Annotated in this window: 27 protein-coding genes and 1 pseudogene; 16 read left to right on the plus strand and 12 right to left on the minus strand. The window is 69.5% G+C overall.

The window, feature by feature from the left end:
- Together AC1DW3_RS09565 and AC1DW3_RS09570 are read right to left on the minus strand one after the other, a co-directional pair.
- Positions 1–719 (minus strand): annotated as a pseudogene (locus AC1DW3_RS09565) (hypothetical protein); the annotation flags it as partial.
- A 147-nt stretch (positions 720–866) separates the two neighbouring features.
- Complete coding sequence (locus AC1DW3_RS09570) at positions 867–1,721, minus strand: phytanoyl-CoA dioxygenase family protein (protein ID WP_477930831.1); 855 nt, start codon at positions 1,719–1,721, stop codon at positions 867–869.
- Positions 1,722–1,805: 84 nt separating this feature from the next.
- On the opposite strand from AC1DW3_RS09570, the gene AC1DW3_RS09575 reads away from it, so the two are divergent.
- The gene (locus AC1DW3_RS09575; protein WP_477930833.1) at positions 1,806–2,336 is read left to right on the plus strand and encodes an SRPBCC family protein; all 531 of its coding nucleotides are present in this window, start codon (positions 1,806–1,808) and stop codon (positions 2,334–2,336) included.
- Here the strand turns inward: AC1DW3_RS09575 and AC1DW3_RS09580 are convergent.
- Positions 2,263–3,207, minus strand: coding sequence for a DMT family transporter (locus AC1DW3_RS09580; RefSeq protein WP_477930835.1), 945 nt, complete (start codon positions 3,205–3,207; stop codon positions 2,263–2,265). The genes AC1DW3_RS09575 and AC1DW3_RS09580 overlap by 74 nt on opposite strands.
- A 95-nt stretch (positions 3,208–3,302) precedes the next feature.
- Between AC1DW3_RS09580 and AC1DW3_RS09585 the strand changes: the two genes are divergently transcribed.
- Both AC1DW3_RS09585 and AC1DW3_RS09590 read left to right on the plus strand, forming a co-directional pair.
- Positions 3,303–3,749 (plus strand): Lrp/AsnC family transcriptional regulator, encoded by a 447-nt coding sequence (locus AC1DW3_RS09585; protein WP_477930836.1) that lies wholly within the window; start codon positions 3,303–3,305, stop codon positions 3,747–3,749.
- A gap of 133 nt (positions 3,750–3,882) precedes the next feature.
- Positions 3,883–4,491 carry a hypothetical protein gene (locus tag AC1DW3_RS09590; protein WP_477930838.1) on the plus strand — a complete coding sequence of 203 codons (609 nt, stop codon included), beginning with the start codon at positions 3,883–3,885 and terminating at the stop codon, positions 4,489–4,491.
- A 6-nt stretch (positions 4,492–4,497) separates the two neighbouring features.
- Here AC1DW3_RS09590 and AC1DW3_RS09595 read toward each other — a convergent pair whose 3' ends face one another.
- Positions 4,498–5,211 (minus strand): hypothetical protein, encoded by a 714-nt coding sequence (locus AC1DW3_RS09595; protein ID WP_477930840.1) that lies wholly within the window; start codon positions 5,209–5,211, stop codon positions 4,498–4,500.
- A gap of 209 nt (positions 5,212–5,420) precedes the next feature.
- On the opposite strand from AC1DW3_RS09595, the gene AC1DW3_RS09600 reads away from it, so the two are divergent.
- The 5 genes from AC1DW3_RS09600 (at position 5,421) to AC1DW3_RS09620 (ending at position 8,300) form a co-directional block, all read left to right on the plus strand.
- Positions 5,421–5,945 (plus strand): hypothetical protein, encoded by a 525-nt coding sequence (locus AC1DW3_RS09600; protein ID WP_477930842.1) that lies wholly within the window; start codon positions 5,421–5,423, stop codon positions 5,943–5,945.
- On the plus strand, positions 5,942–6,631 hold the full coding sequence (locus AC1DW3_RS09605; RefSeq protein ID WP_477930843.1) for a DUF4386 domain-containing protein: 690 nt from the start codon (positions 5,942–5,944) through the stop codon (positions 6,629–6,631). The genes AC1DW3_RS09600 and AC1DW3_RS09605 overlap by 4 nt, the downstream gene beginning before the upstream one ends.
- Before the next feature lie 9 nt (positions 6,632–6,640).
- Positions 6,641–7,333 carry an orotidine-5'-phosphate decarboxylase gene (pyrF, locus tag AC1DW3_RS09610; RefSeq protein ID WP_477930844.1) on the plus strand — a complete coding sequence of 231 codons (693 nt, stop codon included), beginning with the start codon at positions 6,641–6,643 and terminating at the stop codon, positions 7,331–7,333.
- A 74-nt stretch (positions 7,334–7,407) separates the two neighbouring features.
- Positions 7,408–7,878 (plus strand): group II truncated hemoglobin, encoded by a 471-nt coding sequence (locus tag AC1DW3_RS09615; RefSeq protein WP_477930846.1) that lies wholly within the window; start codon positions 7,408–7,410, stop codon positions 7,876–7,878.
- A gap of 35 nt (positions 7,879–7,913) precedes the next feature.
- Complete coding sequence (locus tag AC1DW3_RS09620) at positions 7,914–8,300, plus strand: VOC family protein (RefSeq protein ID WP_477930847.1); 387 nt, start codon at positions 7,914–7,916, stop codon at positions 8,298–8,300.
- Between the two features lie 12 nt (positions 8,301–8,312).
- Here the strand turns inward: AC1DW3_RS09620 and AC1DW3_RS09625 are convergent, their stop codons facing one another.
- Positions 8,313–10,556 carry a penicillin-binding protein 1A gene (locus tag AC1DW3_RS09625; RefSeq protein WP_477930848.1) on the minus strand — a complete coding sequence of 748 codons (2,244 nt, stop codon included), beginning with the start codon at positions 10,554–10,556 and terminating at the stop codon, positions 8,313–8,315.
- A gap of 51 nt (positions 10,557–10,607) precedes the next feature.
- Complete coding sequence (locus AC1DW3_RS09630) at positions 10,608–11,051, minus strand: tetratricopeptide repeat protein (RefSeq protein ID WP_477930850.1); 444 nt, start codon at positions 11,049–11,051, stop codon at positions 10,608–10,610.
- Positions 11,052–11,276: 225 nt separating this feature from the next.
- On the opposite strand from AC1DW3_RS09630, the gene AC1DW3_RS09635 reads away from it, so the two are divergent.
- The 4 genes from AC1DW3_RS09635 (at position 11,277) to AC1DW3_RS09650 (ending at position 14,580) form a co-directional block, all read left to right on the plus strand.
- Complete coding sequence (locus AC1DW3_RS09635) at positions 11,277–11,663, plus strand: hypothetical protein (protein WP_477930852.1); 387 nt, start codon at positions 11,277–11,279, stop codon at positions 11,661–11,663.
- On the plus strand, positions 11,663–12,739 hold the full coding sequence (locus AC1DW3_RS09640) for a sensor histidine kinase (RefSeq protein ID WP_477930854.1): 1,077 nt from the start codon (positions 11,663–11,665) through the stop codon (positions 12,737–12,739). The genes AC1DW3_RS09635 and AC1DW3_RS09640 overlap by 1 nt, the downstream gene beginning before the upstream one ends.
- Positions 12,739–13,761 (plus strand): LytS family sensor histidine kinase, encoded by a 1,023-nt coding sequence (locus tag AC1DW3_RS09645; RefSeq protein WP_477930856.1) that lies wholly within the window; start codon positions 12,739–12,741, stop codon positions 13,759–13,761. Before AC1DW3_RS09640 ends, AC1DW3_RS09645 begins: the two co-directional genes overlap by 1 nt.
- 78 nt (positions 13,762–13,839) lie before the next feature.
- A complete protein-coding gene (locus AC1DW3_RS09650) occupies positions 13,840–14,580 on the plus strand; it encodes a LytR/AlgR family response regulator transcription factor (RefSeq protein WP_477930858.1) in 741 nt (246 codons plus the stop codon).
- Here the strand turns inward: AC1DW3_RS09650 and AC1DW3_RS09655 are convergent.
- Together AC1DW3_RS09655 and AC1DW3_RS09660 are read right to left on the minus strand one after the other, a co-directional pair.
- Entirely contained in the window at positions 14,567–15,400 is an 834-nt protein-coding gene (locus tag AC1DW3_RS09655) for an amidohydrolase family protein (protein WP_477930859.1), read from the minus strand. The genes AC1DW3_RS09650 and AC1DW3_RS09655 overlap by 14 nt on opposite strands.
- Positions 15,397–16,242 (minus strand): transposase, encoded by an 846-nt coding sequence (locus AC1DW3_RS09660; protein ID WP_477930861.1) that lies wholly within the window; start codon positions 16,240–16,242, stop codon positions 15,397–15,399. Before AC1DW3_RS09660 ends, AC1DW3_RS09655 begins: the two co-directional genes overlap by 4 nt.
- Positions 16,243–16,317: 75 nt before the next feature.
- On the opposite strand from AC1DW3_RS09660, the gene AC1DW3_RS09665 reads away from it, so the two are divergent.
- From AC1DW3_RS09665 to AC1DW3_RS09675, 3 genes are all read left to right on the plus strand, one after another.
- Positions 16,318–16,557: a hypothetical protein gene (locus AC1DW3_RS09665; RefSeq protein WP_477930863.1), complete on the plus strand. Its 240-nt coding sequence runs from the start codon at positions 16,318–16,320 to the stop codon at positions 16,555–16,557.
- Between the two features lie 24 nt (positions 16,558–16,581).
- Entirely contained in the window at positions 16,582–17,190 is a 609-nt protein-coding gene (locus tag AC1DW3_RS09670; protein ID WP_477930865.1) for a UPF0149 family protein, read from the plus strand.
- Between the two features lie 64 nt (positions 17,191–17,254).
- Positions 17,255–17,578: a hypothetical protein gene (locus tag AC1DW3_RS09675; protein ID WP_477930867.1), complete on the plus strand. Its 324-nt coding sequence runs from the start codon at positions 17,255–17,257 to the stop codon at positions 17,576–17,578.
- On the opposite strand, the gene AC1DW3_RS09680 is transcribed toward AC1DW3_RS09675, so the two are convergent.
- Complete coding sequence (locus AC1DW3_RS09680) at positions 17,575–19,359, minus strand: ABCB family ABC transporter ATP-binding protein/permease (protein WP_477930869.1); 1,785 nt, start codon at positions 19,357–19,359, stop codon at positions 17,575–17,577. The two genes, AC1DW3_RS09675 and AC1DW3_RS09680, sit on opposite strands and share 4 nt — an antisense overlap.
- A 74-nt stretch (positions 19,360–19,433) precedes the next feature.
- Between AC1DW3_RS09680 and AC1DW3_RS09685 the strand changes: the two genes are divergently transcribed.
- Positions 19,434–19,838, plus strand: a complete 405-nt coding sequence (locus tag AC1DW3_RS09685) for an acyl-CoA thioesterase (RefSeq protein ID WP_477930870.1) — start codon at positions 19,434–19,436, stop codon at positions 19,836–19,838.
- A 21-nt stretch (positions 19,839–19,859) separates the two neighbouring features.
- Here AC1DW3_RS09685 and AC1DW3_RS09690 read toward each other — a convergent pair whose 3' ends face one another.
- The 3 genes from AC1DW3_RS09690 to AC1DW3_RS09700 all read right to left on the minus strand — a co-directional run bounded on the left by AC1DW3_RS09690 (position 19,860) and on the right by AC1DW3_RS09700 (position 23,287).
- The gene (locus AC1DW3_RS09690; RefSeq protein ID WP_477930872.1) at positions 19,860–21,695 is read right to left on the minus strand and encodes a rhamnogalacturonan lyase B N-terminal domain-containing protein; all 1,836 of its coding nucleotides are present in this window, start codon (positions 21,693–21,695) and stop codon (positions 19,860–19,862) included.
- A gap of 102 nt (positions 21,696–21,797) precedes the next feature.
- Positions 21,798–22,457, minus strand: coding sequence for an SGNH/GDSL hydrolase family protein (locus tag AC1DW3_RS09695; RefSeq protein WP_477930874.1), 660 nt, complete (start codon positions 22,455–22,457; stop codon positions 21,798–21,800).
- 65 nt (positions 22,458–22,522) lie between these two features.
- On the minus strand, positions 22,523–23,287 hold the full coding sequence (locus AC1DW3_RS09700; RefSeq protein WP_477930876.1) for an enoyl-CoA hydratase: 765 nt from the start codon (positions 23,285–23,287) through the stop codon (positions 22,523–22,525).
- Between the last annotated feature and the right edge of the window lie 9 nt (positions 23,288–23,296).

A 23,296-nucleotide genomic window follows, 5' to 3' on the forward strand; every position in this document is an offset into this window, starting at 1 on the left:
ATGGGCGCCGAGCCGGGCGGCACGCTGAGCGGCTGGGCGTCGACCGGCGCGGCGGCGACGGTGGTCGGCGGCGGCAGCGTGGCGACCGGGGTCGCCGGCGCGGCGCGCAGCACCATGTCGGGTCGCGCGGCTGGCACCGGGGCCTGGGCCACCACCGGGCGCGGTTCGACGGCCGGGCGGCTCGTCGTCACAGGCAGGCCAACGCTCGGCGTCGCAGGCTCGACGGGCGCCGGCGCGGCAGCGACCGTGGTCGTCGCGCTTTCCGGGGCTTGCGAAGCTGCAGGCGTCTCGACCGCCGGCGTGGCCGCGGCCACTTCGGTCTGCGGCTCGGCACTGCCCACCACCATGGCAGGCGGCGTGACGGGTGCGCTGCTCGGCCGGTTCATGGCCCAGATGGCCACGGCCGCGATGATGGCGGCGCCGGCACCGGCGGGGATCATCCAGCTCATCTGGCGATCACGCTGGATGGCAGCCGCCGACGCGACGCTCGGCTGGGGCCGGGCGAAGACGGGGTCGACGCGCGGCGTGTCGGTCGCTGCCGTTGCCTGCAGCGGCGCGTGGATGGAAATCTTGGCGCCCGCCCCTGTCGGCTTGAATCGCGCCGGGCCCACGGCGGGCCTGGCTTGGCCGGTCTTCAGGGCATCGGGCAGATGCTCGGGCTTGGTCTCTTCCAGGTGGCTGGCCCAACCCTCGGCGTGCATCGATTTCGGGAATTTCATATCTGCCTCCAGATCGTCGTGGTCGACGTTTGCGGTGGAGACAACTTTGAGGTGACCCGACGGCGCGCCCTGCCGGTGCAGGCACCTTCGCCTTGTAGGACAAAGGGCCCGGGATGTATGCGCTTGTGAGCGTTGTGAGCAGAGGGGCTAGAAACCCCGCACCGGCAACCTCTCGTCACGCTGCAACCAGTTGCGCGGCGAGTAGCGGCTGGCGGCGTCCGTCACGTGCAGGGTGTAGGCGTGGCGCGACTTGGCGGAGCGGTTGGCCGCGGAGTAATGCGGCAGCAGGCCGTGGAAGACGACAAGCGAACCGGCCTCGACTTCCAGCGGGATGGCCTGCTTCGAGTCCGCCGCCGGCCAGGGCGTGGCGTCAATCTGCTCCATCCAGGCCTTGCGACCCTCGCGCACAAAGCGCTCGCGCAGCACGCCACGCTGGCCCTTGTGGCCGCCGGGCTCGGTCCACAGGCAGCCGTTCTGCAGCGTCGCGTCTTCCAGCGCGAACCAGAAGGTCGTCACCGTGACGGGGTCGCTCTCGAAGAAGCTGGCGTCCTGGTGCCAGCGCACCTCGCCGCCGATGCCGGGCTGCTTGAAGATGAACATGCTCTGCCAGACCTGCGGCCCGGCCAGGCCCAGCTCGGCCGCCACGCCGCGCAGCGCCTCGCCTTTGGAGAAGGCGCTGAAGACCGGGTCGAGGTCGTGCATGGCATGGCCGATCTTGTTGATGGCCAGCTCCTTGGGCACGCGCAGCCGGCCCTGCGCGTCGAAGGCCTCCTCTTCGAAGAAGCAGCGCATCTGGTCGCCGCTGTCGAGGAAGTAGTCGTCGACATGGCGCTGCTGCTCCTCGGTCGTGAAGACGGGGCGCTGCTCGCCCGGGTCGAAGGCGTCGACGAGGTCCAGCGCGCGCTGGCGCAGCGCGGCGATGTCGGCGGCGTTCTTGAAGCCAGGGATGACGAGATAGCCCTGTTCGGCGTAGGTGGCGGCGAGGTTGGCGTCAACAGTCATGAGGAAGCGTCCGAAGTTGTGCGGATTGTGTGGCCGGCGCAGGCCCCCCACAGTCCGCCCATCTCAATTCCCGGGAGACTCCCAATGAAAGCGCTCAAGGTCCTGCTGATCGCGGTGGTCGCGCTGTGCCTGCTGCTGGGCGTGGGCGGCCTGCTGCTGTCGCCCAAATACACGCTCTCGCGCACGGTGAAGATCAACGCCGCGCCGGACAAGATCTACGCCCTCATCGCCGACCCGCGCGGCTGGAAGCAGTGGAGCGCCTGGAACCAGCGCGACCCGGCCATGGCCATCGAATACAGCGGCCCGGCGTCGGGCGCCGGCGCCGTCTGGGCCTGGAAGAGCAAGAGCCAGGGCGACGGCCGCATGACCTTCACGACGGCCGAGGCGCCCAAGCGCCTGGGCTACGAGCTCTACTTCCCCGACTTCAACACCACCTCGACCGGCGACTTCCGCCTCGACACCAACGGCGGCGCCACGCAGGTGACCTGGTCCATGGACGGCGACATGGGCAGCAACCCGATGTACCGCTGGATGGGCCTGTTCATGGACAAGATGGTCGGGCCGGACTTCGACGCGGGGCTGGCAAACCTGAAGGCGCTGGCCGAGAAACCCTGAAGAGGCCCGCAGCACCGAGCAGGATGGCCGCCGCACCCAGCCATTGCAGCGGCGCCAGTTCATGCCCCAGGGCCAGCCAGTCGACGAGGATGGCCACCACCGGGTAGAGGAAGGACAGCCCGCCCTGCAGGGCCGTCGGCAGGCGCTGCACGCCGGCATACATCAGCGCATACATCAGGCCGGTGTGCACGACACCCAGCACGACCAGCGGCATCCAGCCCCGCGCCGTCTGCGGCAGCTGGCCGAAGTCGGCAAACGGCGCCAGCATCAGCAGGCCCACCGCCACCTGGATCAGCGCGATCAACGGTGCCGGCATGCCGCTCAGGCGCTTGGCAACCACGGCGGCCACGGCCCACAGCGCCGCCGCACCCAGGGCCATCGCCACGCCCAGCCCGAAGTCGCCGCCGACATAACCGGCGTTGGGCTTGGCCTGCACGATCAGCACCATGCCCGCAAAGGCCAGGGCCACCCAGGCCAGCCGCGCCGCGCTCAGCCGCTCGCCGAAGAACACCACGCCCAGGCCCATCAACAGGAAGGGCTGCAGGTTGTAGACCGCCGTGGCCACGGCCACCGAGGCCCGGCCATAGGCGCCGAACAGCAGCACCCAGTTCAGCACGATGGCCACGCCGCCCAGCACGGCCAGCCCCAATTCCCGCGCGCTCGGCCGGCGCCACAGGCCCAGCACCGTGCAGAGCAGCGCCAGCGTCAGCAGGCCGAAGCCGCAACGCCAGAACACCACGTCCAGTGGCGCCAGGCCGGACAACAGCACGAAATAGCCGATGGAGCCCAGCAGGCTCATCGCACCGCCCATCTCGAGGGCGCCACGGGTGGTGGGGGACAAGATGCTTCCTTGCAATGACGAGGTGGTCATTGTTTCAAGGTCAACCCGATCGATACATGCATTCGAGACGGCAGATTGATGACTTGGCAGAATCGACAACGGCATTTTTTTATCACCACCGAATAATGATCGACGACACCGACCGCCTGCTGCTGGCCGCCCTGGCCGCCGACGCCCGCGCGCCGCTGAAGGACCTGGCCGAGGCGATTGGCCTGTCACCGCCCGCCACGTCGGAGCGGCTGACGCGGCTCAAGGAGCGCGGCGTGATCCGCGCCTTCACCATCGACATCGACCCGCTGGCCCTGGGCTTCACGCTGCAGGCCATCGTGCGCGTGCGGCCCATGCCCGGTGCACTGGCCCAGGTGCAGCAGCGCATCGAGGACATGCCCGAGGCCTTGGAGTGCGACAAGGTGACCGGCGACGACTGCTTCGTGCTGCGCCTGGCCCTGCGCTCCATCGAGCATCTCGACCAGGCCCTGGACCGCCTGGCCGACTGCGCCCAGACCAGTTCCAGCATCGTCAAGGCCCAGCCCCTGCGCCGCCGCGTGCCGACGCTGAAACTGGCCGGCTGACGCCAGCCCGATCCTCAATTGGCAGCCACCCTCCCCCCTGAAAGCGGTGGAAGCTGGCGCTGCCCCGATTGACCCTGAGCCGGCAGCGGCGCAACGTCCGATGGCTCGTTCCCGCCTCCCGGAAAGGATTGCCATGACGTCCCTCGTCCTCCGCGCACGCCTCTGGCTCGCTGCGCTGCTGTTCGCCCCCACGCTGCTGCTGGCCGCGCCCTATGAGGTGATCGGCTCCATCGGTACCAATCAGACCGGCGGCCCCTTCATCACCAACCTCGGCAATGGCACGTCGCGCTGGGTCACGCCGCTCGACTGGACCAACAACAACGCCTTCGCGACCGGGCCGCTGTTCTTCATCGTGACCTCGCAATGGGTCAACGGCTCGCCGGTCAATGCCAACGCCATGCAATGGGACAACGCCGCCGGCCTGTTCCGCCAGGGCAATCTGACGGCCGAGGCCGACAACGAGGACCGCTTCATCAAGCTCAGCGACACCGACATCAGCTTCGCAGCGCTGAACCCGGTGTTCGGTGTCGGCGCCGGTGACAGCCTCGCGGCCTTCGCCCTCGGCTCGTTTGCGCCCGGCCAGACCCTCAGCGCCGCCATCAACTTCGTGCTGACCGACTCCATCAGCCAGATGTGGTTCAACGGCGTCTTCGTCCAGCAGAGGCTGCCCCTGCCGGGCAGCCTGCCGCTGGTGCTGGCCGGTTTCCTCGCGCTGTCGATGGCGCGCCGCGCCAGGCGCTGAGGCCCGTCAGCTCGGCTCCCAGGCCAGCGCCAGCGCCAGGGCGGCCTCGGTGACGGCCCGTCCCAGCGGCGTGGCCGGGTCGGGACGGCGCAGTCGCGGCTGGCTGCCGCTCAGGTCCAGGCTGCCGACGACGGTGCCCTGATAAAGCATCTCGTAGCCCGTGGCGGCTGTCTGCGGCTGCACATTGCCATCGAGCAGATGGACCGAGCGCAGCCCCACCGTCAGCTCGCCGCGGCGGTAGGCGCCTTCGCGGCTGAGCTTGCCGCGGCGCATCTCGCCCTCGCCGATCTGCAGCATGGCGGCCGGGGCGCTGCCCCAGCGGCAGCTCAGCACCCAGGGCTTGCTGTCGGTCAGGCGGCCGTTGGCGCTGGCCTCGGGCGTCCAGGCCTCGCAGACGGCCGCGCTGTCGCCCGCCGGGCCCTGCCAGCTGAAGTTCAGCGGCGCACGCAGATTGCCCGGCAGGGGTTCGAACAAGGCCAGCCGGTCGGCGCCCCGCTCGTAGCGCACGCGCTGGCCGCTCAGCGAGAAGTCGCCCTTGCGCGCCCAGCCCGGCTTGCCAAAGCTCTCCACCGCCACGCCTGCCACCGACGCCGCCTGGGCCATGTGGGCGTCGCGCCCTTCCCGCCCACGCGTCTCACGCCCCTCCCGCACCGTGGCGCAACCGGCAAGCAGCAGGGCCAGCAGGGTCGGGACGGCAACGATCAAGAGGCGATGGCGCATGGGCGAGGACCAGGGTCGTGGCGAATGCCCCGACTCTAGGGCCGCGCCCGCCGGACAGCTGTTACCCGGCGTTGCTTCCGTTAAACGCCACACCGGCTGTCGGCCCTCGCTGCGGCTGGTCACCACGCCGCAACCGCCCGTCGCAGCGGCGTCGTGACCCGGCGCCGGCACCGGCAAGCTGCGCCGCTGCTTCGTCACACTCCACCACCATGCAAGCATCGACCGCTGCCCCACCGCGCCTGACCCTCGCCGCCCTGGCCTTGCTGGCCGAGACTGTTCACCTCAGCTGGGAGGCCCTGCACGGCGGCATCGTCACCCACCATCTGCTGCAGCGCCCCGACCTGCCCGGCCTGTCCAACGCCTGGGGCCTGCTGTTGCTGCCCGCCCTCGCCGCCTGGGCGGCCGGCCGCCTGCCCCGTGCCGGCGCCACTCGACGCGAATGGGGGCCCGTCGTCATCGGCTTCGCCCTGCCCTTGCTGCTGGGCGCCTCGCTGGCCCTGAGCTTCGCGCTGCATCTGCAGGACCTGACCGGCATCATCTTCATGGGCCTGCTGCCGCTGCTGGCCCTGCTGCTTCCCGCCCATCGAGCCGAGAGCCTGTTCGGCTTCGTGCTCGGCATGAGCTGGACCTTCGGCGCCGTGCTGCCCACCGTGATCGGCGGCGTCATCGCCGGCCTGTCGTGGCTGGTGCGCGGTGTCGCCCGCCGCGCCTGGCATGCAGCGAGGCCCGCATGAGCAACAACGTCAGCGCGCGCGAACTGCGCATCTCCGGGCTGTGCTATCTCGCCATCATTGCGCTGGGCCTGTACAGCGAAGCCTGGGTACGCGGCAGCCTCGTCGTGGCCGGCGACGCCGCCGCGACGGCCCAGCGCATCGCGGCCAACCCGCTGCTGTGGCGCAGCGGTCTGGTCGCCGACCTGCTGATGCAGGCGCTGGACCTGCCCATCATCGTCATGATGTGGCGGCTGCTGAAGCCGGTGAACGAACCGCTGGCGCTGACGGCCACCGGCCTCAACCTCGTGCAGACCTGCGTGCTGGTGGCCAACCGCGTGCAGGCGCTGGCCGCGCTTGAGATGCTGACCAGCCCGTCCATGGCCGCGGCCTTTCTGCCGGGCCAGCGCGATGCCCTTTCTCTGTTTGCCGTGAACCTGCACAGCCAGGGCTTTGGCATCGGCCTGATCTTCTTCGGCTTTGCCTGCGTGCTGCGTGGCTGGCTGATCGCCCGCAGCGGCGTGCTGCCGCGCGTGCTCGGTGTGCTGATCGGCGTGGCCGGCGTCTGCTATCTGGTCAACAGCTTCGCGCTGCTGCTGTCGCCTGCCTTTGCCCAGTTGCTGTTTCCGGCCATCCTGCTGCCGGCCCTCGTGGGCGAGCTGGCGTTCGCGCTTTGGCTGGCGCTGAAGGGGCAACCGCGTTTGGCATAGTTGCGCCGCATGTCCAATTCCGTCATCGTTGCCCTCGACTTCGAATCCGCCGCCGAGGCACGCGACATGGTGCGGCGGCTCGGCCCCGCGGCTGATCATTACAAGATCGGCCTGCAGCTGCTGACCGAGGCGGGGCCCGAGCTCGCCCGCGAGCTGGCGGCGGCCGGCAAGCAGGTTTTTCTCGACCTCAAGCTGCACGAGATTCCCAACTCGGTCGCCGGCGCCGTGAAGGCCGCCGACCGCGTAGGCGCCACGCTGGTGACGGTCCATGCCTCGGCCGGCTCGGCCGCACTGCGGGCGGCGGTGGCCGCGGCCCAGCCCTATCCGCAGTTGCGTGTGCTGGCCCTGACGGTCATCACCAGCCTGTCGGACACCGATCTGCCGGAGCTCGGCCTCGCGCCTTCGGTGCAGGACCAGGTGCTGCGCCTGGCCCGGCTGGCGGCGCAAGCCGGCTGCCACGGCGTCGTCGCGTCGGCCCGCGAGGCGGCCTGGCTGCGCGAGGCCCTGCCCGTGGGCATGCTCATCGTCTGCCCCGGCATCCAGATGCCCGCATCCACGACCAGCGACCAGGTGCGCACCGCGACGCCGGACGCCGCGGCACGCGCGGGAGCCACCCATGTCGTCATCGGCCGCGGCATCACGGCCGCAGCCGATCCCGTCCAAGCCCTGCGCCTGGCGCAGCTCGCATTCGCGGCCGTCTGATTGCGGGCAAACACCCGCTTGTCATCGCCAGCGCCGTCCCCAAGTCGCGCCCATCTCCAAGACCGAGGCCTTTCATGAACGAGCCCCAAGTCCCGACCCTCTACGACTGGCTGGGCGGCCTGCCCGCCCTGCTGCGGCTGACCGAGCGCTTCTACCAGCGCGTCAAGGACGACGCCCTGCTGGCACCCGTCTTCGCCCACATGAACGGCGAGCACCCGGCCCATGTGGCCGCCTTCCTGGCCGAGGTGCTGGGCGGCCCGGCCCATTACTCTGCCGAGCATGGCGGTCACCCGCACATGGTGCGCCAGCACCTGGACCGCCACCTCAGCCAGGCCCAGCGCCGCGCCTGGGTCGCGCTGCTGCTGGACACTGCCGACGAGCTCGGCATGCCCGATGACCCGGAGTTCCGCTCCGCGCTGGTGGGCTATCTCGAATGGGGCTCGCGCCTGGCCGTCATCAACTCCCAGCCCGGCGTGACGGTGGATGTCGATGCGCCCATGCCCAAGTGGGGCTGGGGCGAGGTCAGGGGGCCTTGGCAGGGCTGAGGCGTGCTGAAATCGCGCGACTTCAAGGAGAACCCATGAAACGCGTGACCGGCATCGGCGGCATCTTCTTCAAATCACCCGACCCCAAGGCCCTGGCCGAGTGGTACGCCAAGCACCTCGGCTTTCCCGTCGAGGCCTGGGGCGGCGTCACCTTCCCCTGGGCCACGCCCGACAACCCGGGTGGCGCGGGCGGCACCAACTGGTGCCCCTTCAAGGCCGACACCGGCTATTTCGCGCCGAGCACGGCCGCCTTCATGCTGAATCTGCGCGTCGCCGACCTGCACGGCCTGCTCGCGGTCCTGCGCGAAGAAGGCTGCAATGTCGTCGGCGAACCGCAGGACTCGGAGTACGGCAAGTTCGGCTGGGTCATGGACCCGGATGGCAACAAGCTCGAGCTGTGGGAGCCGCCGGCCGGGCAATGAGCCCGACGACCGCTACTGGTTGATCGGCGGCGCTGAAGGCGCCGGCTCCGACGCCGCCTCCTCAACCCGCGGTGGCGGAGGTGGCAGGCCGATGCGCGTGATCGCCAGGTCGCCGGCGAACTCGGAATAGAACCAGTTGCCGTCTTGCTGCACCAAGCCCTCGGCCGGCGGCGCCAGCTGGGTGTTGGGCTGGCCCTTCAAGGCCACCGCCATCGTCGCGGCCCAGACCGGCAGGGCCAGGCCGCCGCCGCTCTCGCGCTCGCCCAGGGACTTGGGCTGCGGATAGCCTATCCACACCGCCCCGGCCCGCGTGGCCTGGAAGCCGCAGAACCAGGCGTCGATGGCGTCGTTGGTCGTGCCCGTCTTGCCGTAGAGGTCCCAGCGGCCGAGCAATGAACTCGCTCGCGCGCCGGTGCCTTCGCGCGCAACGGCGGCCAGCAGCTGCGAGGTCATGAAGGCATTGCGCGGGCTGACGGCCGTCCTGAACCGCGGCGCCTCGGCCTTCCACAGCACCGCGCCCTGCGCGTCCTGCACGCGATCGATCAGCCAGGCCACCGGCATCTGGCCGGCGTTGGCAAACGCCGCATAGCCTTGCGCCATCTGCAGCGGCGTGACGGAGCCGGTGCCCAGCGCGATGGTCAGGTTCAGCGGCTGCTTGTCCTCGTCCAGGCCGAAACGCGCGGCCCAAGCGCGGGCGCGCTGCGGGCCAAGGGCCTGCACCAGGTGGATGGTGACCATGTTCTTGGAGCGGGCCAGGCCCTGGCGCAGCGTCAGCGCCTCCTCGTACTGGCCGTCGTAGTTGCGCGGCGACCAGTCGCCCACTTCCACCTGTTGGTCGCTGACCAGCGTGCCGGCCCAGGCGCCCTGCTCGATGACGGCGGAGTAGATGAAGGGCTTGAAGGCCGAACCCGGCTGGCGCCAGGCCTGGGTGGCGGAGTTGAACTGGTTGCGCGCGAAGTCGAAACCGCCCACCAGCGCGCGGATCGCACCGGTGCCCGGGTCCAGCGTGACGACGGCACCTTCAGCCTGCGGCGTCTGGCTGAGCTGCCACTGCTTGCCGGACTCCAGCACCCGCAGCACGGCGCCACGCTTGACGTTGGCCAGGGAGCGCAGCGCCTGGCCTTTCAGCGTGATCTTCTCGCCGTCGGCCATCACCAGCTCGGCCGCGCCCTTGTCGACCTTGAGCAGGATGGCGGTGCGCAGTTCGCCTAGATCGGGGTGGGCGTCGAAGCCGGCCTCCAGTGCCTCGTCGAGCTCGTCACCTTTGTCGTCAGGCAGCTCCAGCGTCGCCTCGGGGCCGCGGAAGGGCTGGCGGCGTTCCAGCTCGAACAGCGCATGGCGCAGCGCCTCCTGGGCCGCCGACTGCTCGGCATAGCGCAGCGTCGTGTAGACGGTCAGGCCGCGCGTGTAGGCCTCCTCGCCGTAGCGCGTGACCATCTCGGCGCGCACCTGTTCGGCGGCATGGTCGGCCACGCCGGAGAGGCGCTTGGGCCGGCGCACGTCCAGCGGCTTCTCGCGCGCCGCCTGGGCCTGCTCGGCGGTGATCTGGCCCACCGCGACGAGGCGGCCCAGCACGACGGCCTGGCGGCGCTTGGCACGCTCCGGGTAGAGGGCGGGGTTGAGGCGATTCGGGTCCTTGGGCAAGCCGACGAGCACGGCGATCTCGCCGGTGTTGAGCTTGTCCAGCGACTTGCCGAAATAGCGCTCCGCCGCGGCGCCAAAGCCATAGGCCTTGTTGCCCAGCGAGATCTGGTTCATGTAGATCTCGAGGATCTGCTCCTTGGTCAGATTCTTCTCGATCTTGATGGCCAGCAAACCCTCCTGGGCCTTGCGCGCAAAGGTCTGGCGGTTGCTCAGGAAGATGTTGCGGGCCAGCTGCTGGGTGATGGTGGACGCGCCCTGCAGCCGGGTCGGGTGCAGGATGTTGTGCAGCATGGCCCGGCCGATGCCGCTGTAGTCGATGCCGGAGTGCACATAGAAGTCGCTGTCCTCGACGGCCAGCAGCGCGTCCTGCAAGGGCTTGGGGATGTCCTTCAGCGGCACGAAGCGGCGCCGTTCGGCGCCGAACTCGCCCAGCAGCTGGCCTTCCTCGCTGAGCACGCGCAGGGGTTGGTGGGGCTGGTAGTCGGTCAGGGCATCCAGCGCCGGCAATTGGGCCCAGATCAGGGCCGCGACGATGGCGCCCACCAGCAGGAGGGCCAGCGGCGCGCCGACCAGGGCGGCGAGCCAGGGGCGTTGGAGCAGGTACTTCAGCATGGCGCGCATGGTAGGCGCAGCGCGCCTGCCGGCTGTGTAGGCCGCGAGCTGTTATTTGGTCGCCGCGGCGATGGCCTTTTGCAGGTCCTCGCGCTGCTCGCAGCCGCTCGGGCAGACCTTCTCCAGCACCGCCAAGCGCTCGCGCGCCTTGGGCAGGTCGCCCTTCATCACATAGAGCTCGCCGAGGTATTCGTTGGCGCCGCGGTGGTTGGGGTCGATGCGCAGGGCCTGCAGGTATTCGACCTCGGACTCGGCCAGCTGCGGCGTGGCCTGCTTGCGCAGCGTGTAGCCCATCAGGTTGTGCCAGTCGGCATTGCCGGCCTGGGGCTGGGCGCGCAAGGCGGCGAGGGCGCCGACCCAGTCCTTGCCCGCGATGAGGCGGCGCGGCGTGGCCAGCGGGTCGGCCGCGGCGGGCTTGATCTCCGGCGGCGGGCTCATGTCGGCGGCCCAGGCGGAAGCGGTCAGCAGCAGGGCGGTCAGGACGAAGCGGCGCATCGGGCGTCTCCAGGCAAGGCAAGGCCGCCAGCTTAGCGCCCTCCGCCGCCCCGCCGGGCTGGTCGCGCGTCTGCACTGACAGGCCTGACGGAAGTCATGGGGGCCTTGCGCCGTCGGGCGCGGCGCGGGCTTCGTCGGCTGATTCCCGAACTTGGTCCGGCGGCTGCTGACCCGGGCCGCGGCGATCTCTAACTTTGCGTCATTGCCAACCCCCGAGGAGTTCCCATGAAAGCCATCCTGCCCCTGCTGCTGCTCGCCGCCGTCACCGCTGCGCCGGCCTGGGCCGCGCCCGCCAATCCGGCAACCTGCCCCGAGGCCGGCGAGCAGTTGGCCGAATACCTGGCCAGCGCCAAGCAGCGCATCGGCCACGACGGCGAGGTGCACGTCGAGTTCGAGGTGGATGCCGAAGGCCGCGCGCAGGTGATCGCGCTGGACGGCTCGCGCCTGTATCGCAGCCCGGTGCGCATCGCGATGACCACGCTGGAATGCCAGCGCGGTACGCCGCAGCGCTACGTCATGAACATCCGCTTTGCCGACGCCGCACCCCGGGCCGTCGCGGCCGCCGCGTCTTCCAGCCTGGCCCAGGCCAAGCCCGGTGACACTCCGCGTTGATGGCCCCTGCTTCTGCCCCTGATCGCGTCGCCCTGCTGCGCTGGCGCGCCGTGCTCGCCGCTGCCGCGCTGAGCGCTGCGCTGGCCATGGCCCTGCTGCTGCCAACTGCCGTGCGCTGCGCGCTGTGGCGCGAGCACGGCTGCGGCGGCGGCGTGGGGCTGAAGGGCGGCCTGGGCCTGGCCGTGCTGCTGTGGGGGCTGTGGCTGGCGGCCGCGTTGACCCAGCCCCTGCTGCCGCGCGCCGGCCGGGCACGGCGCTGGGGGCTGGCCGTGCAGATCGGCGGGCTGACGCTGCTGTTCGCGACGCTGAACGGTGTCCTCCACACCGTCGGCGCGCCGGATGGCCGCCTCAACGCCTACACGCTGCAGATCCTCATCACCTTTGCCGCCTGCGTCTGCCTGGGCCTGGAATACCGCCAGCGCGGCTCGCGCGGCCAGGCCGATGCCGAACGCCTGCAACGCGACGAACAGACCCTGGCCCGCCAGCTCGACGAAGCCCGGGCCACCCTCTTGCAGGCCCAGGTCGAACCGCATTTCCTGTTCAACACCCTCGCCCATCTGCGCCGCCTGGCACGCACCGATGCCCAGGCCGCCCACGCCATGCTGGCCGACCTGCGCCGCTACCTGGCCGCCGCCCTGCCCGAGCTGCGCCAGGCCGAGGCCCCGCTGGCGCGCGAGCTGGAACTGGTGGCCGCCTTCCTGGCCCTGCACCAGCGCCGCATCGGACCGGACCGCCTGGTGCTGCGCTACGAGATCGCGCCGGGGCTGGACGACGTCATCGTGCCCTCCACCTGCCTGCTGACGCTGGCCGAGAACGCCATCAAGCACGGCATCGCCCCGCAAGTGGGCGGCGGCGAGATCTGCGTGCGCGCCGGGCCCGATCCCGACGAACCGGGCACGCTGCGGCTGGAAGTGGCCGACACCGGCGCCGGCATGAGCAGCAGCAGTGGCAGCGGCACGGGCCTGGCCACCTTGCGCGCGCGGCTGGCCGCCGCCCATGGTGCCGAGGCCAGGCTGAGCTTGCACCTCAACCAACCGCGCGGCCTCATCGCCCGCGTGCAACTGCCCTTGCCATGATGAGCAAGTTGCTGCTGCGCCCCAGCGACGCCGGCTGGATGCTGCTGGTCGGCGCCGCCACGCTGGTGGCCAATGGCACGCCGCTGGACAACGGCATGTCGGGCAGCGACGCGCTGAGCGCGCTGGCCTACAACGTCATCCAGTTCGGCATCCCCGCCGTGCTGCTGCTGCGCCTGGCCGACGCCCTCGTCGATGCGGGCCGCCTGCCGGCCTGGCCGGCCTATATGGGCGTCGTCGGGCTGACCGTCTTCGGCGGCGTCTGGCTCATCGCGCCGCGGCTGTATCCGCTGCTGGGCAAGGCCGACTGGTGGACCTGGGAGAACGATTTCGCGCTGGCCAGCACGACGCTGATCTGGCATGGCCTGGGCGTGGCCGTCTATGTGCAGCTGCGCTTCTCGCAGCGTGCCCAGGCCCGGCTGGCGTCGCTGCAGGATGCGGCGGCCCGGCGCGAACGCCAGCTCGCCGCCACGCAGCTGCTGGCCCTGCAGGCGCGCGTCGACCCGGCCCTGCTGTCGGAGCGCCTGGCCGCCATCGACGAGGAACTGCTGAGCCAACCCTTGCGTGCCCAGGCTCGGCTCGCCGCCCTGATCGAGCTGCTGCGCGCGCTGCAGCCCCACGTCGAAGCGGAGGTGTCGACGCTGGCCCGTGAGATCGTCGCCCTGCGCGCCTATGCGCGGCTGGTGGCCACCGATGCCCAGCACACCGAGAGGCTGCACCTGGCCGGCCTCGCCGAGCCCCCAGACTGGCCGCTGGCACCCATGGTGCTGCTGCCGCTGGTGCGCCCGCTGCTGGACGAAGGCACGACGCTGTGGAGCGTGTCCCTGCATGCCGGTGCCGGCATGGCCGAGCTGCGGCTGCAGGCGCTGGGGCCGGACGCCGAACGCACGCGGGGCGCGGCCGAAGCGGTGCCGGTGGCCGAGCTGGCCCAGCGGCTGCGCGCCGTGCATGGCGACGGCGCCGCATTGGAATTGATTGAAGAAGAATTGCCGCTGTTCCGACTGCGCTGGCCCACCCCGACATGAAGAAGCCCCCACGCTCGCTCCGCTCACTGCCCCCCGAGGGGGCGCGTCAGTGCCTTCGGGCGGCCGGGCGCCACTGACATGACCCGCATTCTGATTGCCGAAGACGAGGCCCTGCTCGCCGCCGAGATCCGCGAGGAGCTGCTGCGCCAGTGGCCCGAGGCCCAGGTCGTCGGCATGGCGCGCGATGGCCACGAGGCGCTGCGCCTGGTCGAGCAGCTGGCGCCCGAGGCCTGCTTCCTGGATGTGCAGATGCCGGGGCTGTCCGGCCTCGAAGTGGCCCAGCTGATCGGCCGCCGCGCCCATGTCGTCTTCATCACGGCGCACGAGCGCTATGCGGTGCAGGCCTTCGACGAAGGTGCCGTCGGCTACCTGCTCAAGCCCCTGGACCCGGTGCGCATGGCCAAGACCCTGCTGCGGCTCAAGGAGAGGCTGACGCTGCCACCTGCCGACCTCGGCGGCCTGGCTGCCCGCACCGCGACGGTGGCCGCCGTGGAGCCGCTGCGCTGGATCACCGTGCAGCGCGGCCGCGAGCTGCAGCTCATCACGGTGGAGGACGTCGCCTATTTCCGCGCCGACCACAAATACGTCGCCGTCGTCACGGCCGACAGCGAGGCGCTGATCTCGGTGCCGCTGAAGGACCTCGTCGCTCGCCTGGACGGCGAGCACTTCTGGCAGGTCCACCGCTCCACCATCGTCAACGCGCGGGCCATCAAGTCGGTGAGCCGATCGCTGAGCGGCAAGCTCAGCATCGCGCTGAAGGACAGGCCGGAGACGCTGGAGGTCAGCCCGGCCTACGCCCATCGTTTCAAGCAACTCTAAGTTTGAAAAGCTCGGCGGCGTTGCCCCAGGCGATGCGCTGAGCGACCTCGATCGGCAACTGGCCCAGCCACGCGCGGTAGTCGGCGAACAGTGCCTCGTAGTGCTGCAGGCGCTGGACGACCCACGTGTCGGAACCGATCAGGAAGCGGCTCGGGTGTTGGACGAACAAGGCGCGCCAGTCGTCGCTGAGACGGCCGTCGAAGGTGATTCCAGGCCGGTAGGACAGCTCGCCGCGCAAGCCCGGATGCTTGGCCAGCAGCTCCCTCACGCGCGGCAGCGGTTCGCCGGAGATGCCGGAATGCGCCCAGATCAGCGATGCGCCCGGCGCATGGCCGAGCAGCTTGTCGACGGCGACGTCGTCCACATGGGCCAGCACCGTCAGGCCACGCTCGCGGGCCAGCTTCATCAACGCGACGGCCGTCGGGCCATCGGCATTGGCGCTGTCGTAGAGGTGGAATTCGCCCAGGCCGCGGAAAGGCCCGGCCGGGCTGCCGCGCTTGAGCAGCTCGAGCACCATCAAGCGGATGCTGTCGTCGGCGAACCAGCCGGTGTAGTCGGCGCGGTTGCGGTAAAGGCGGATGAAGGGCATCCATTGCGGCCCGGCCTCGGCCACCAGGCGCAGCGTGCCGTCGTTGGGCCGGCTGTTGACCAGCGCGCCGCGCACGCCGGCGCGGCTCATGCGCGCGAGCACATCAGCCGGTGGATGGGGCGCCTGGGCGTCGTCGTTGTAGTGCAGATGCGCGTCGAAGAGCGGGCCGGCGTAGTCCGCTGCCCGCGCCGTGATCGGCAGGCCGGCCAGCAGCAGCGCGCGGCGCCTCAAACCGCTCTTTCGGCGGCGGCGATCAGCCGGCTGATGCGCGAAACGGAAAGGCCCAGTTGGCCGGCAAGGTCCGTCATCGCCACACCACCCTCGGCATGCGCCAGCCACAGCGCCTGTTCGCGGATGCCGCCGGCACGCTTCAACCACTCGCCGAAGCCCGTGCGCGCGACGCGGCGCGGCGCGATGGCCGCCGCCCGCATGCGGGCGGCGAAGGCGGCATCGCCCAGGAAGATCTGCTCACGCAGCCGCCCTGGCCAGAGCTGCAGGCCGGGGTCGGACGCGACCAGGCGGGCATAGCGCTCGCCGGCCAGGCGGTGCTGGGCCGGCGTCGTGGCGGGCCGGCCCAGCAGATGGCTGTGCAGGCCATCCACATCCAGCCATTCGGGCGCGTCCTCCATGCCCGCCAGGGCGCGAAAGCTGGAGCCCGTCCAGCCTGCCGCGCCGCGGGCCAGCCCCATGCGGACCGGGTTGAGGTCGATGTAGCGGCAGGCATCCAGCAGATAGCGCTCGCGGTCGACGAGCACGGCATGGAAGCGCCCCTGGAACAGCGGCCCGCGAAAACCATGGCGCAGCTGGCTGTGCTGGGTGTAGACGCCGTTGACATGCCGCATCAGCTGCGACAGATTGGCGCGGCGGGTGAACAGCAGCAGGTGGTAGTGGTCGGGCAGCAGGGCGTAGGCCAGGGCCTGGGCGTCGAAGCGGTGCAGGGCCTGGGCCAGCAGCGAACGCATCTCGGCACGGTCGGTGTCATCGACGAAAGCCTGCTGCCCGCTCTCGAACGGGCAGTGGGCGCCGACCAGATAAACGGCGCCGGCAATCTCGAGTCGAGCGGGCCTTGCCATGCGCCACCTTAAGTCTCGCCGCCCGGAATGGCAAGATGGCGGTTTGCCGCACCCCTCATTCGTCCGGCACGCCCCATGAAAACGCACCAAATCGAAATCCAGAAGTTCAAGGCCGCGTCCGCCAACCAGCACGGCCAGATCCTGTTCAAGGTGGACGCCACGGTCGCCCCCAAGACGCCCATCGAGGGCATCGAACCCAGCACCATCATCCTGATGACGGAGCAGAACGCCCGGGTGCTGATGGCCTTGCTGAAGGCCCAGCTCACCGATCTGGACAGCAAGAAACCCAAGAGCCGCCACGGCCGCCACGGTTGAACCCGCGAGCCATAGGACGCCCCCATGCAGTATCCCCACTACAACCCTGCCTCCGACAACCGCCCGCTGAGCGACGAGGAACTCGACGATCTGGACGAGTTGCTTTCGGTCCTGCCCAGCGACGGCGCGATGAACATCGAGGCGCTGGACGGCTATCTGACCGGCCTGCTGCTGTCACCGCAGAAGCTGGCCGAGCTGCCCGGTGAAACCTGGATTCCGGTCGTCTGGGGCGGCGACCAGGAGCCCGACCCCAAGCCTTTCGCCAGCGGCAAGCAGCGCAAGAAGGTCGTCATGGCGGTGCTGCGCCATGTGCAATCCATCGCCATGGCCTGGGCGCACGCCCCCAAGGCCTGGGAGCCGATCTTCAGTTTTGCGGACGGCGAGGACGAAAACACCGAATACGCCGACGCCGAGGACTGGGCCACGGGCTTCCTGATGGCCGTCGACCTGGCGCCCGAGGCCTGGGGGCCGTTGTTCGACAGCGCCGAAACAGCCGACCTGCTGGCGCCCATCGCGGCCCTGGGCGGCGAGGAAGGCGGGCTGTCCGAGGGGTCGGCCGCCGAGCGCGACGCAGCCAGCCGGAAGATTCCTGACGCCATGCTGGCGTTGTGGTCCCTCGAACAGAAAGCGTAACCATCCCCCCTAACGCGGGTGGTTGCAGGTGGTCGCAGGCGTCGGTTTAGGTTAAGTTCAGGCCATGTTCCAGACCCTGCTCGCTGCCACCGGCCTTGCCGTCTGTATCGCGCTGGCGGTGCACATGGCCCTGCCCTACCGGCTGCAGGCGCGGGTGGATGCCGGCGTGGCTGCGCTGGTGTCCTGGGTGCAGTTGCAGATGGCCCGGCTCACCGGCTGGCGCCGCCGCCAGCGCCAGACCCGGGCGGCAGCGCTGGAAGCCGAGCGCGTCATCCGCCGCGCCCGCGAGTCGGCCCTGCATGACGCCCGCGACAGCCGCACGGATGGCGAGTGGGACGGCAACGTCTACCGGCCCAAGAGCTTCGAAAAGCCCAAGAAGCCCCACTAGTCGTTTGACTGCTGCAGCCGCCACATTTCGGCGTAGCGGCCCCCTTGCGCCAGCAACTGATCGTGCCGGCCGCGCTCGATGATGCGGCCCTGCTCCAGCACGAGGATCTCGTGCGCGTCGACGACGGTGGACAGGCGGTGGGCGATGACCAGCACGGTCTTGTTCTGGCCCACAGCCTCCAGCTCCGCCTGGATGGCGCGCTCGTTGGTCGAGTCCAGCGCCGACGTGGCTTCATCAAAGATGAGGAAGGGCGGGTTCTTCAGCAGCGTGCGCGCAATGGCCACGCGCTGCTTCTCGCCGCCGGACAGCTTCAGGCCGCGCTCGCCGACCATGGTGTCGTAGCCGAGCGGCGTGGCCGCGATGAAGGCGTGGATATGGGCGGCACGCGCGGCGCCCTCGACCTCGTCCTGGCTGGCACCCGGCCGGCCATAGGCGATGTTGTAGGCCACCGTGTCGTTGAAGAGCACGGTGTCCTGGGGCACGATGCCGATGGCCTTGCGCAGGCTGGACTGCGTCACGGACCGGATGTCCTGGCCGTCGATACGGATAGAACCCGAGTCGATGTCGTAGAAGCGGTAGAGCAGCCGCGCCAGCGTGCTCTTGCCCGAGCCGCTGGGGCCGACGACGGCGACCTTCTTGCCGGCCGGAATCTCGAAGCTGACGCCGTGCAGGATGGGCCGCACCGGGTCGTAGGCAAAGCGGACGTCCTCGAAGACGACACTGCCGCCGCGCACGGCCAGTTCGGTCGCGCCGGGCGTGTCGGCCACCTCGCGGTCACGGTCCAGCAGGCGGAACAGCTTCTCGATGTCGGTCAGGGCCTGCTTGATCTCGCGGTAGATCACGCCGAGGAAGTTCAGCGGGATGTAGAGCTGGATCATGAAGGCGTTGACCATGACGAGGTCGCCCAGGCTCATGCGCCCATCCACGACGCCCTGCGTGGCGCGCCACAGCATCAGCACGAGCGCCGCGGCGATGATGAGCTGCTGGCCGGTGTTCAGCATGGACAGCGTGCGCTGCGACTTGAGCTGGGCCAGGCGCAGCTTCTCCAGGCTCTCGTCGTAGCGGCGGGACTCGAAATCCTCGTTGTTGAAGTACTTGACCGTCTCGTAGTTCAGCAGCGAGTCGATGGCCTTGCTGTGGGCGACCGAATCCAGTTCGTTGAGCACCTTGCGGAACTTGGTGCGCCACTCGGTCACGACGACGGTGAAGCCGATGTAGACGACCAGGGCCGCGATGGTGATGCCGGCGAACCAGACGTCGAACTTGACGCCCAGCAGCGTCAGCACCAGGACCACCTCGATCAGCGTCGGCACGATGCTGTACAGCGAATAGCTGATCAGCGAATGCACGGCCCGCGTGCCGCGCTCGATATCGCGCGTCATGCCACCGGTCTGGCGCTCCAGGTGAAAGCGCAGGGAGAGGTCGTGCAGATGCCGGAACACCTGCAGCGAGATGCTGCGCGCCGTGCCTTCGGTGGCCTTGGCGAAGATCAGCTCGCGCAGTTCGGTGAACAGCGAGGTCGACAGCCGCAGCGCACCATAGGCCAGCAGCACGCCCAGGGGCACGACGAGCAGGGTCTGAGGCGCGCCAGGCTTGAGGTCCAGTGCATCGATGAGGTGCTTGAGCAGCAGGGGCACGCCCACATTGCTGACCTTGGCGCCCACCATGAAGGCCAGCGCCAGGCCGACGCGCCAGCGGTAGCGCCACAGATAGGGCAGCAAGCGGCCGACCGTGCCCCAGTCGCCCGACGTGGCGGGAGCTGAGGTGCCCGTGGCTGGCACGGAGGATGCTGATGTGAGGGATCTCAAGCGCAGGACCGAGAATGTTCGTCGATGAATTGTTGCAAGTGAACGCGATGACCCAGGATTCAAGCCCCGCAAAACCCCAGACCCATGCCCGTGAGCTGGTGCTGCGCGTGATGCCCATGCCCGCCGACTCGAATGCCAACGGCGACATCTTCGGCGGCTGGATCATGGCCCAGGTGGACATTGCCGGCTCCATCATGCCCGCTCGCATCTCGCGCGGGCGCGTGGCCACCGTCGCGGTGAACGAATTCATCTTCAAGCAGCCGGTGTCCATCGGGGACCTGCTGAGCTTCTACGCGACGGTGACGCGCGTCGGTCGCACGTCCATCAGCGTGCACGTGGAGGTGATGGCCGAGCGTGACCCGGAGAACCTGCACGTGGTCAAGGTGACCGAGGCCAACCTGACCTATGTCTCCATCGATCGCGAAGGCAAGCCCAGGCCGATCACGACCTGACTGGTCGGGCCTGCCCAGGCGTCAAGGGGTGACGATCAGATCGACCGCATCGTAGGACAGCGCCGGGCTCAGATAGGCCGTGCCGGAGGTGCCGCTGACGACGTTGATCGTCACCGTGTTGCTGCCGGCAACCAGCGCGGTCGAAGGAATGTCGAAGCTGTACAGCCGGTTCACGCCGCGGTAGGTGCCCACCGTCAGGTTGCGCGAGCCCTTGGGCGGCGCGGTCGGGATGGCCGACGTCCAGCTGTTGTTGACGGTGATCTGCGGGCGGGCGCCGTTGAAGTCGGCCGTCGTGCCGAGGCGCAGCGTCAGGTTCTGCACCTGGGTGCTGGTCAGCGTGAACTGGATGACGCGCGCGTTGTTGACGTCCTTCCACTGGTAAGCCGGGAAGCCGCTGACCGCGCTCGACGTGCCAACCACGAAGGTGGCCGGCAACCAACTGCTCATGCGCACGTCCGTCGGATGCATGGTCGTCAGCCTGGCACCGTTCAGGAACTCGGCCGGTGAACCGTCCCAATTGCCGATGCGCCACAGCGCTGTCGTGCTGGATGGGTCGGCGTTGATCGTCAGCGTGTTCAGCGTCGTCGTGTTGCCGGCCGTGACGGTCACGCTGCCGGTGTAGACCGCCAGCTCGTTCTTGTAGACCGTCAGCGTGTAGGTCCCGGGCCGCATGCCGGTGCTCTTGAAGAAGCCGTTGTTGGCCAGGTTGGCCGTGGCCCAGTACTGTGCATTGGCGCTGGAGAAGCCCACCGTGTAGGCGTAGTTGGCATCGGTGCCCGACAGGCCGACGCCGGCCACGGTGCCCCGGCCGGATGCGGCGACGTAGCCGTCCAGCCCCATCACCGCGAACCAGCTCGTGTCGGGCGCAGTGGGCGCGCTGCCGCCGGTGAACATCAACGTGTAGCTGTTGAGCACGCCCATGCGGAAAGCCTCGGTCTGCCCCTCACCGTAGTTGACGATATAGGTCAGCTCGTTGTTGGTGGACGTGATCTGGTTGAGCAGGCTGCGATAGAAGGGCCCGCCGGAGTTGCCTTCGTTGTTGTCCCGGTAGAACCACAGCCCCACGGTGCTGCCACTGTTCAGGCCGCCGAAATACTGCCAGTCCTTCAAGCGCATGTTGGAGTAGTGCTTGGAGCGCGTCTGCCCCGCACTGGTGGTGCTGCTGGAGAAGCCGAACACGTCGCTTGCTTCGACCGTCGCGTCGGTGCCGCGCAGGTCCTGAGGCCAACTGCCATTGCTGGCCAGGCCGCCGGGCAGGCCCGCCGGCCCGCCCTTGGAGAGCGCTGCGATGGGCACGCGCAGGATGAAGCGCACCAGGTTCAGCGTGTCGGGCTCCTCGGTGAAATAGGTGCCCATGTAGATGCGCGGCTCGCCGCTCTTGGCCAGGTAGTAGTGCTTGAGCACACCACCGTTGGCGCTGTAGACCGTCACCGTGAGCTTCACATAGGCCCCGCCGCTGACCACGCCGCCGTCCGCAGTGGAGGCCGACGTGGCCACGCCGGTGTTGCTGATCATCTGGGCCTGCACGTCGACGGCCGAGACATTGCTGTAGAGGTAATCGAAGCCCGAGTTCAGCTGCGAGCCGCGGCTGGCATCGGCGTACTGCACGCCGTTGTAGAGGATGCTGGACAGGTCACCCTTGGACTGGGTGCTGACGCCGTTGTCATAGGCCATCACCTTGAAGACCAGCCCGCCGCCGGTGTCCACCTGGTATTGCACTTTCGCGGAGCTGCCGCCGTCGTAGAGGGTGGTGAGGCTCAGGGCCGCTAACGCCGGCGTCGCCGTGACCATCGCCAAGAGCAGGCACGCTGCCGCGCCCAGCCGGCGCAAGCACCGGCGGAGGAAATCGATCCGCATGTTTTGTCTCCTATTGAGCCCGCCGTCTGCAGGTTCGCGCGGCCGGTGCTGCCGCGTTGCTGCGGCGGGGGCAGTCTAGGAAGGGCCCGTGGCCCACAACGCTCAACTTGATGAGTGGATCGATAGCCGAGGTAACGACGCCACGATCTGGTCGGCCAGCGCCTCGGCCCACAGCGCATAGCCACGTGGGCCCGGGTGGAAGCCGTCCTCGGCCATCAATTCGACGGCATTGCGTTGCATGGACTCAGGGAGCAGCACAACCTGGCGGCCCGGCTGGCCAGCGACGGTGCGGGCCAGCGCCGCGTTGAAGCGTGCCGCCTGGCGGCCGAAGAACCAGCGCAGCGGCTGGGGCAGCAGCGGGAACCGCTGCATGGGCGGCGCACCGCAATGCAGCGCCAGGCGCACGCCGGCGCGCGAGACGGCCAGTGCATGGATGCCGTCCAGAGCCGCGAGCGCCTGGCGCGGCGCCACCTGGTCGACAACGTCGTTGACACCCAGCGTGGTGATCAGCACATCGGCCGGTGCGACATCGGCGGCCTGCAGCGCGGCCAGGGCCTGTTCGCTGCAGTGGCCACTGGTCGCGACGAGCTGCCAGCCAACTGGCTGGCCCAGGCGTGTGGCCAACGCCTGCGCGAGACGGCCGGCCAGGGCTTCGTCCTGACGCGAGGCGCCGACGCCGGCGGCCGAGGAGTCGCCGACGATCAACAGCCTGAGCGCCGAGCCTTCGGCCGTTCGCGGGCCGGCGGCTTCAGGCAGGCGCAACGCGGTCGCCCGCACCCGGCGGCCCTGCCAGATCAGCAGCGGGCCGAGCGCGACTTTCGTGACGGTCAGGAGAATTTGGAGAAGTCCGGCGCGCGTTTCTGGAAGAAGGCTTGAAAAGCCTCCATCGCTTCCGGGCTGCGCAGGCGGGCACCGAAGATCTCGGCCTCGCGCGTGATGGCGGCCTTGACGGCGTCGCGCTGGGCGTCGCGGATCAGCTTCTTGCTGTCGCGCACGGCACCAGGGGCCAGCGTGTTGAAGCGCTCGGCGATGCGGCGGGCGTGGTTCAGCACCTCGCTGCCCGGCAGCACGCGGTTGGCGATGCCGCACTCGACGGCCTGCTCACCCGTGAAGGGGTCGCCCAGCAGCAACTTCTCGGCCGCACGGCGGTTGCCGATCAGCTGGGGCAGCACGACGCTGGAGGCGAACTCCGGCACCAGGCCCAGGGCCACGAAGGGCATGGCCAAGCGGGCTTCGTCGGAGACAAAGACGAAGTCGCAGTGCAGCAGCATGGTGGTGCCGATGCCGATGGCGGCACCGGTCACGGCGGCGACCACCGGCTTGGTGCTGTCCACCAGCGCGTGCATGAACTGGAAGGTCGGCGCGTCTTCGCCGCGCGTCGGGCCGGCCATGAAGTCTTCCAGGTCGTTGCCCGACGTGAAGATGCCGGGCTGGCCGGTGATCAGCACGGCACGCACGGCCGGGTCGGCGTCCGCCGCGCGCAGCGCATCGGCCATGGCCTGGTACATGGCCTGGGTGATCGCGTTCTTCTTCTCGGGGCGGGCGATCTCGATGGTCGCGACGCCGTTGACGGTGTAGTTCTTGATGGTCATGGGGCTTCC

The organism is Roseateles sp. P2_H4, from assembly GCF_056403315.1.

Bases quoted from the DNA above. Each gene is read 5' to 3' on its own strand.
- AC1DW3_RS09570 (WP_477930831.1), bottom strand. From the start codon at position 1,721: ATGACTGTTGACGCCAACCTCGCCGCCACCTACGCCGAACAGGGCTAT.
- AC1DW3_RS09575 (WP_477930833.1), top strand. From the start codon at position 1,806: ATGAAAGCGCTCAAGGTCCTGCTGATCGCGGTGGTCGCGCTGTGCCTG.
- AC1DW3_RS09580 (WP_477930835.1), bottom strand. From the start codon at position 3,207: ATGACCACCTCGTCATTGCAAGGAAGCATCTTGTCCCCCACCACCCGT.
- AC1DW3_RS09585 (WP_477930836.1), top strand. From the start codon at position 3,303: ATGATCGACGACACCGACCGCCTGCTGCTGGCCGCCCTGGCCGCCGAC.
- AC1DW3_RS09590 (WP_477930838.1), top strand. From the start codon at position 3,883: ATGACGTCCCTCGTCCTCCGCGCACGCCTCTGGCTCGCTGCGCTGCTG.
- AC1DW3_RS09595 (WP_477930840.1), bottom strand. From the start codon at position 5,211: ATGCGCCATCGCCTCTTGATCGTTGCCGTCCCGACCCTGCTGGCCCTG.
- AC1DW3_RS09600 (WP_477930842.1), top strand. From the start codon at position 5,421: ATGCAAGCATCGACCGCTGCCCCACCGCGCCTGACCCTCGCCGCCCTG.
- AC1DW3_RS09605 (WP_477930843.1), top strand. From the start codon at position 5,942: ATGAGCAACAACGTCAGCGCGCGCGAACTGCGCATCTCCGGGCTGTGC.
- pyrF (WP_477930844.1), top strand. From the start codon at position 6,641: ATGTCCAATTCCGTCATCGTTGCCCTCGACTTCGAATCCGCCGCCGAG.
- AC1DW3_RS09615 (WP_477930846.1), top strand. From the start codon at position 7,408: ATGAACGAGCCCCAAGTCCCGACCCTCTACGACTGGCTGGGCGGCCTG.
- AC1DW3_RS09620 (WP_477930847.1), top strand. From the start codon at position 7,914: ATGAAACGCGTGACCGGCATCGGCGGCATCTTCTTCAAATCACCCGAC.
- AC1DW3_RS09625 (WP_477930848.1), bottom strand. From the start codon at position 10,556: ATGCTGAAGTACCTGCTCCAACGCCCCTGGCTCGCCGCCCTGGTCGGC.
- AC1DW3_RS09630 (WP_477930850.1), bottom strand. From the start codon at position 11,051: ATGCGCCGCTTCGTCCTGACCGCCCTGCTGCTGACCGCTTCCGCCTGG.
- AC1DW3_RS09635 (WP_477930852.1), top strand. From the start codon at position 11,277: ATGAAAGCCATCCTGCCCCTGCTGCTGCTCGCCGCCGTCACCGCTGCG.
- AC1DW3_RS09640 (WP_477930854.1), top strand. From the start codon at position 11,663: ATGGCCCCTGCTTCTGCCCCTGATCGCGTCGCCCTGCTGCGCTGGCGC.
- AC1DW3_RS09645 (WP_477930856.1), top strand. From the start codon at position 12,739: ATGAGCAAGTTGCTGCTGCGCCCCAGCGACGCCGGCTGGATGCTGCTG.
- AC1DW3_RS09650 (WP_477930858.1), top strand. From the start codon at position 13,840: ATGACCCGCATTCTGATTGCCGAAGACGAGGCCCTGCTCGCCGCCGAG.
- AC1DW3_RS09660 (WP_477930861.1), bottom strand. From the start codon at position 16,242: ATGGCAAGGCCCGCTCGACTCGAGATTGCCGGCGCCGTTTATCTGGTC.
- AC1DW3_RS09665 (WP_477930863.1), top strand. From the start codon at position 16,318: ATGAAAACGCACCAAATCGAAATCCAGAAGTTCAAGGCCGCGTCCGCC.
- AC1DW3_RS09670 (WP_477930865.1), top strand. From the start codon at position 16,582: ATGCAGTATCCCCACTACAACCCTGCCTCCGACAACCGCCCGCTGAGC.
- AC1DW3_RS09675 (WP_477930867.1), top strand. From the start codon at position 17,255: ATGTTCCAGACCCTGCTCGCTGCCACCGGCCTTGCCGTCTGTATCGCG.
- AC1DW3_RS09685 (WP_477930870.1), top strand. From the start codon at position 19,434: ATGACCCAGGATTCAAGCCCCGCAAAACCCCAGACCCATGCCCGTGAG.
- AC1DW3_RS09690 (WP_477930872.1), bottom strand. From the start codon at position 21,695: ATGCGGATCGATTTCCTCCGCCGGTGCTTGCGCCGGCTGGGCGCGGCA.
- AC1DW3_RS09700 (WP_477930876.1), bottom strand. From the start codon at position 23,287: ATGACCATCAAGAACTACACCGTCAACGGCGTCGCGACCATCGAGATC.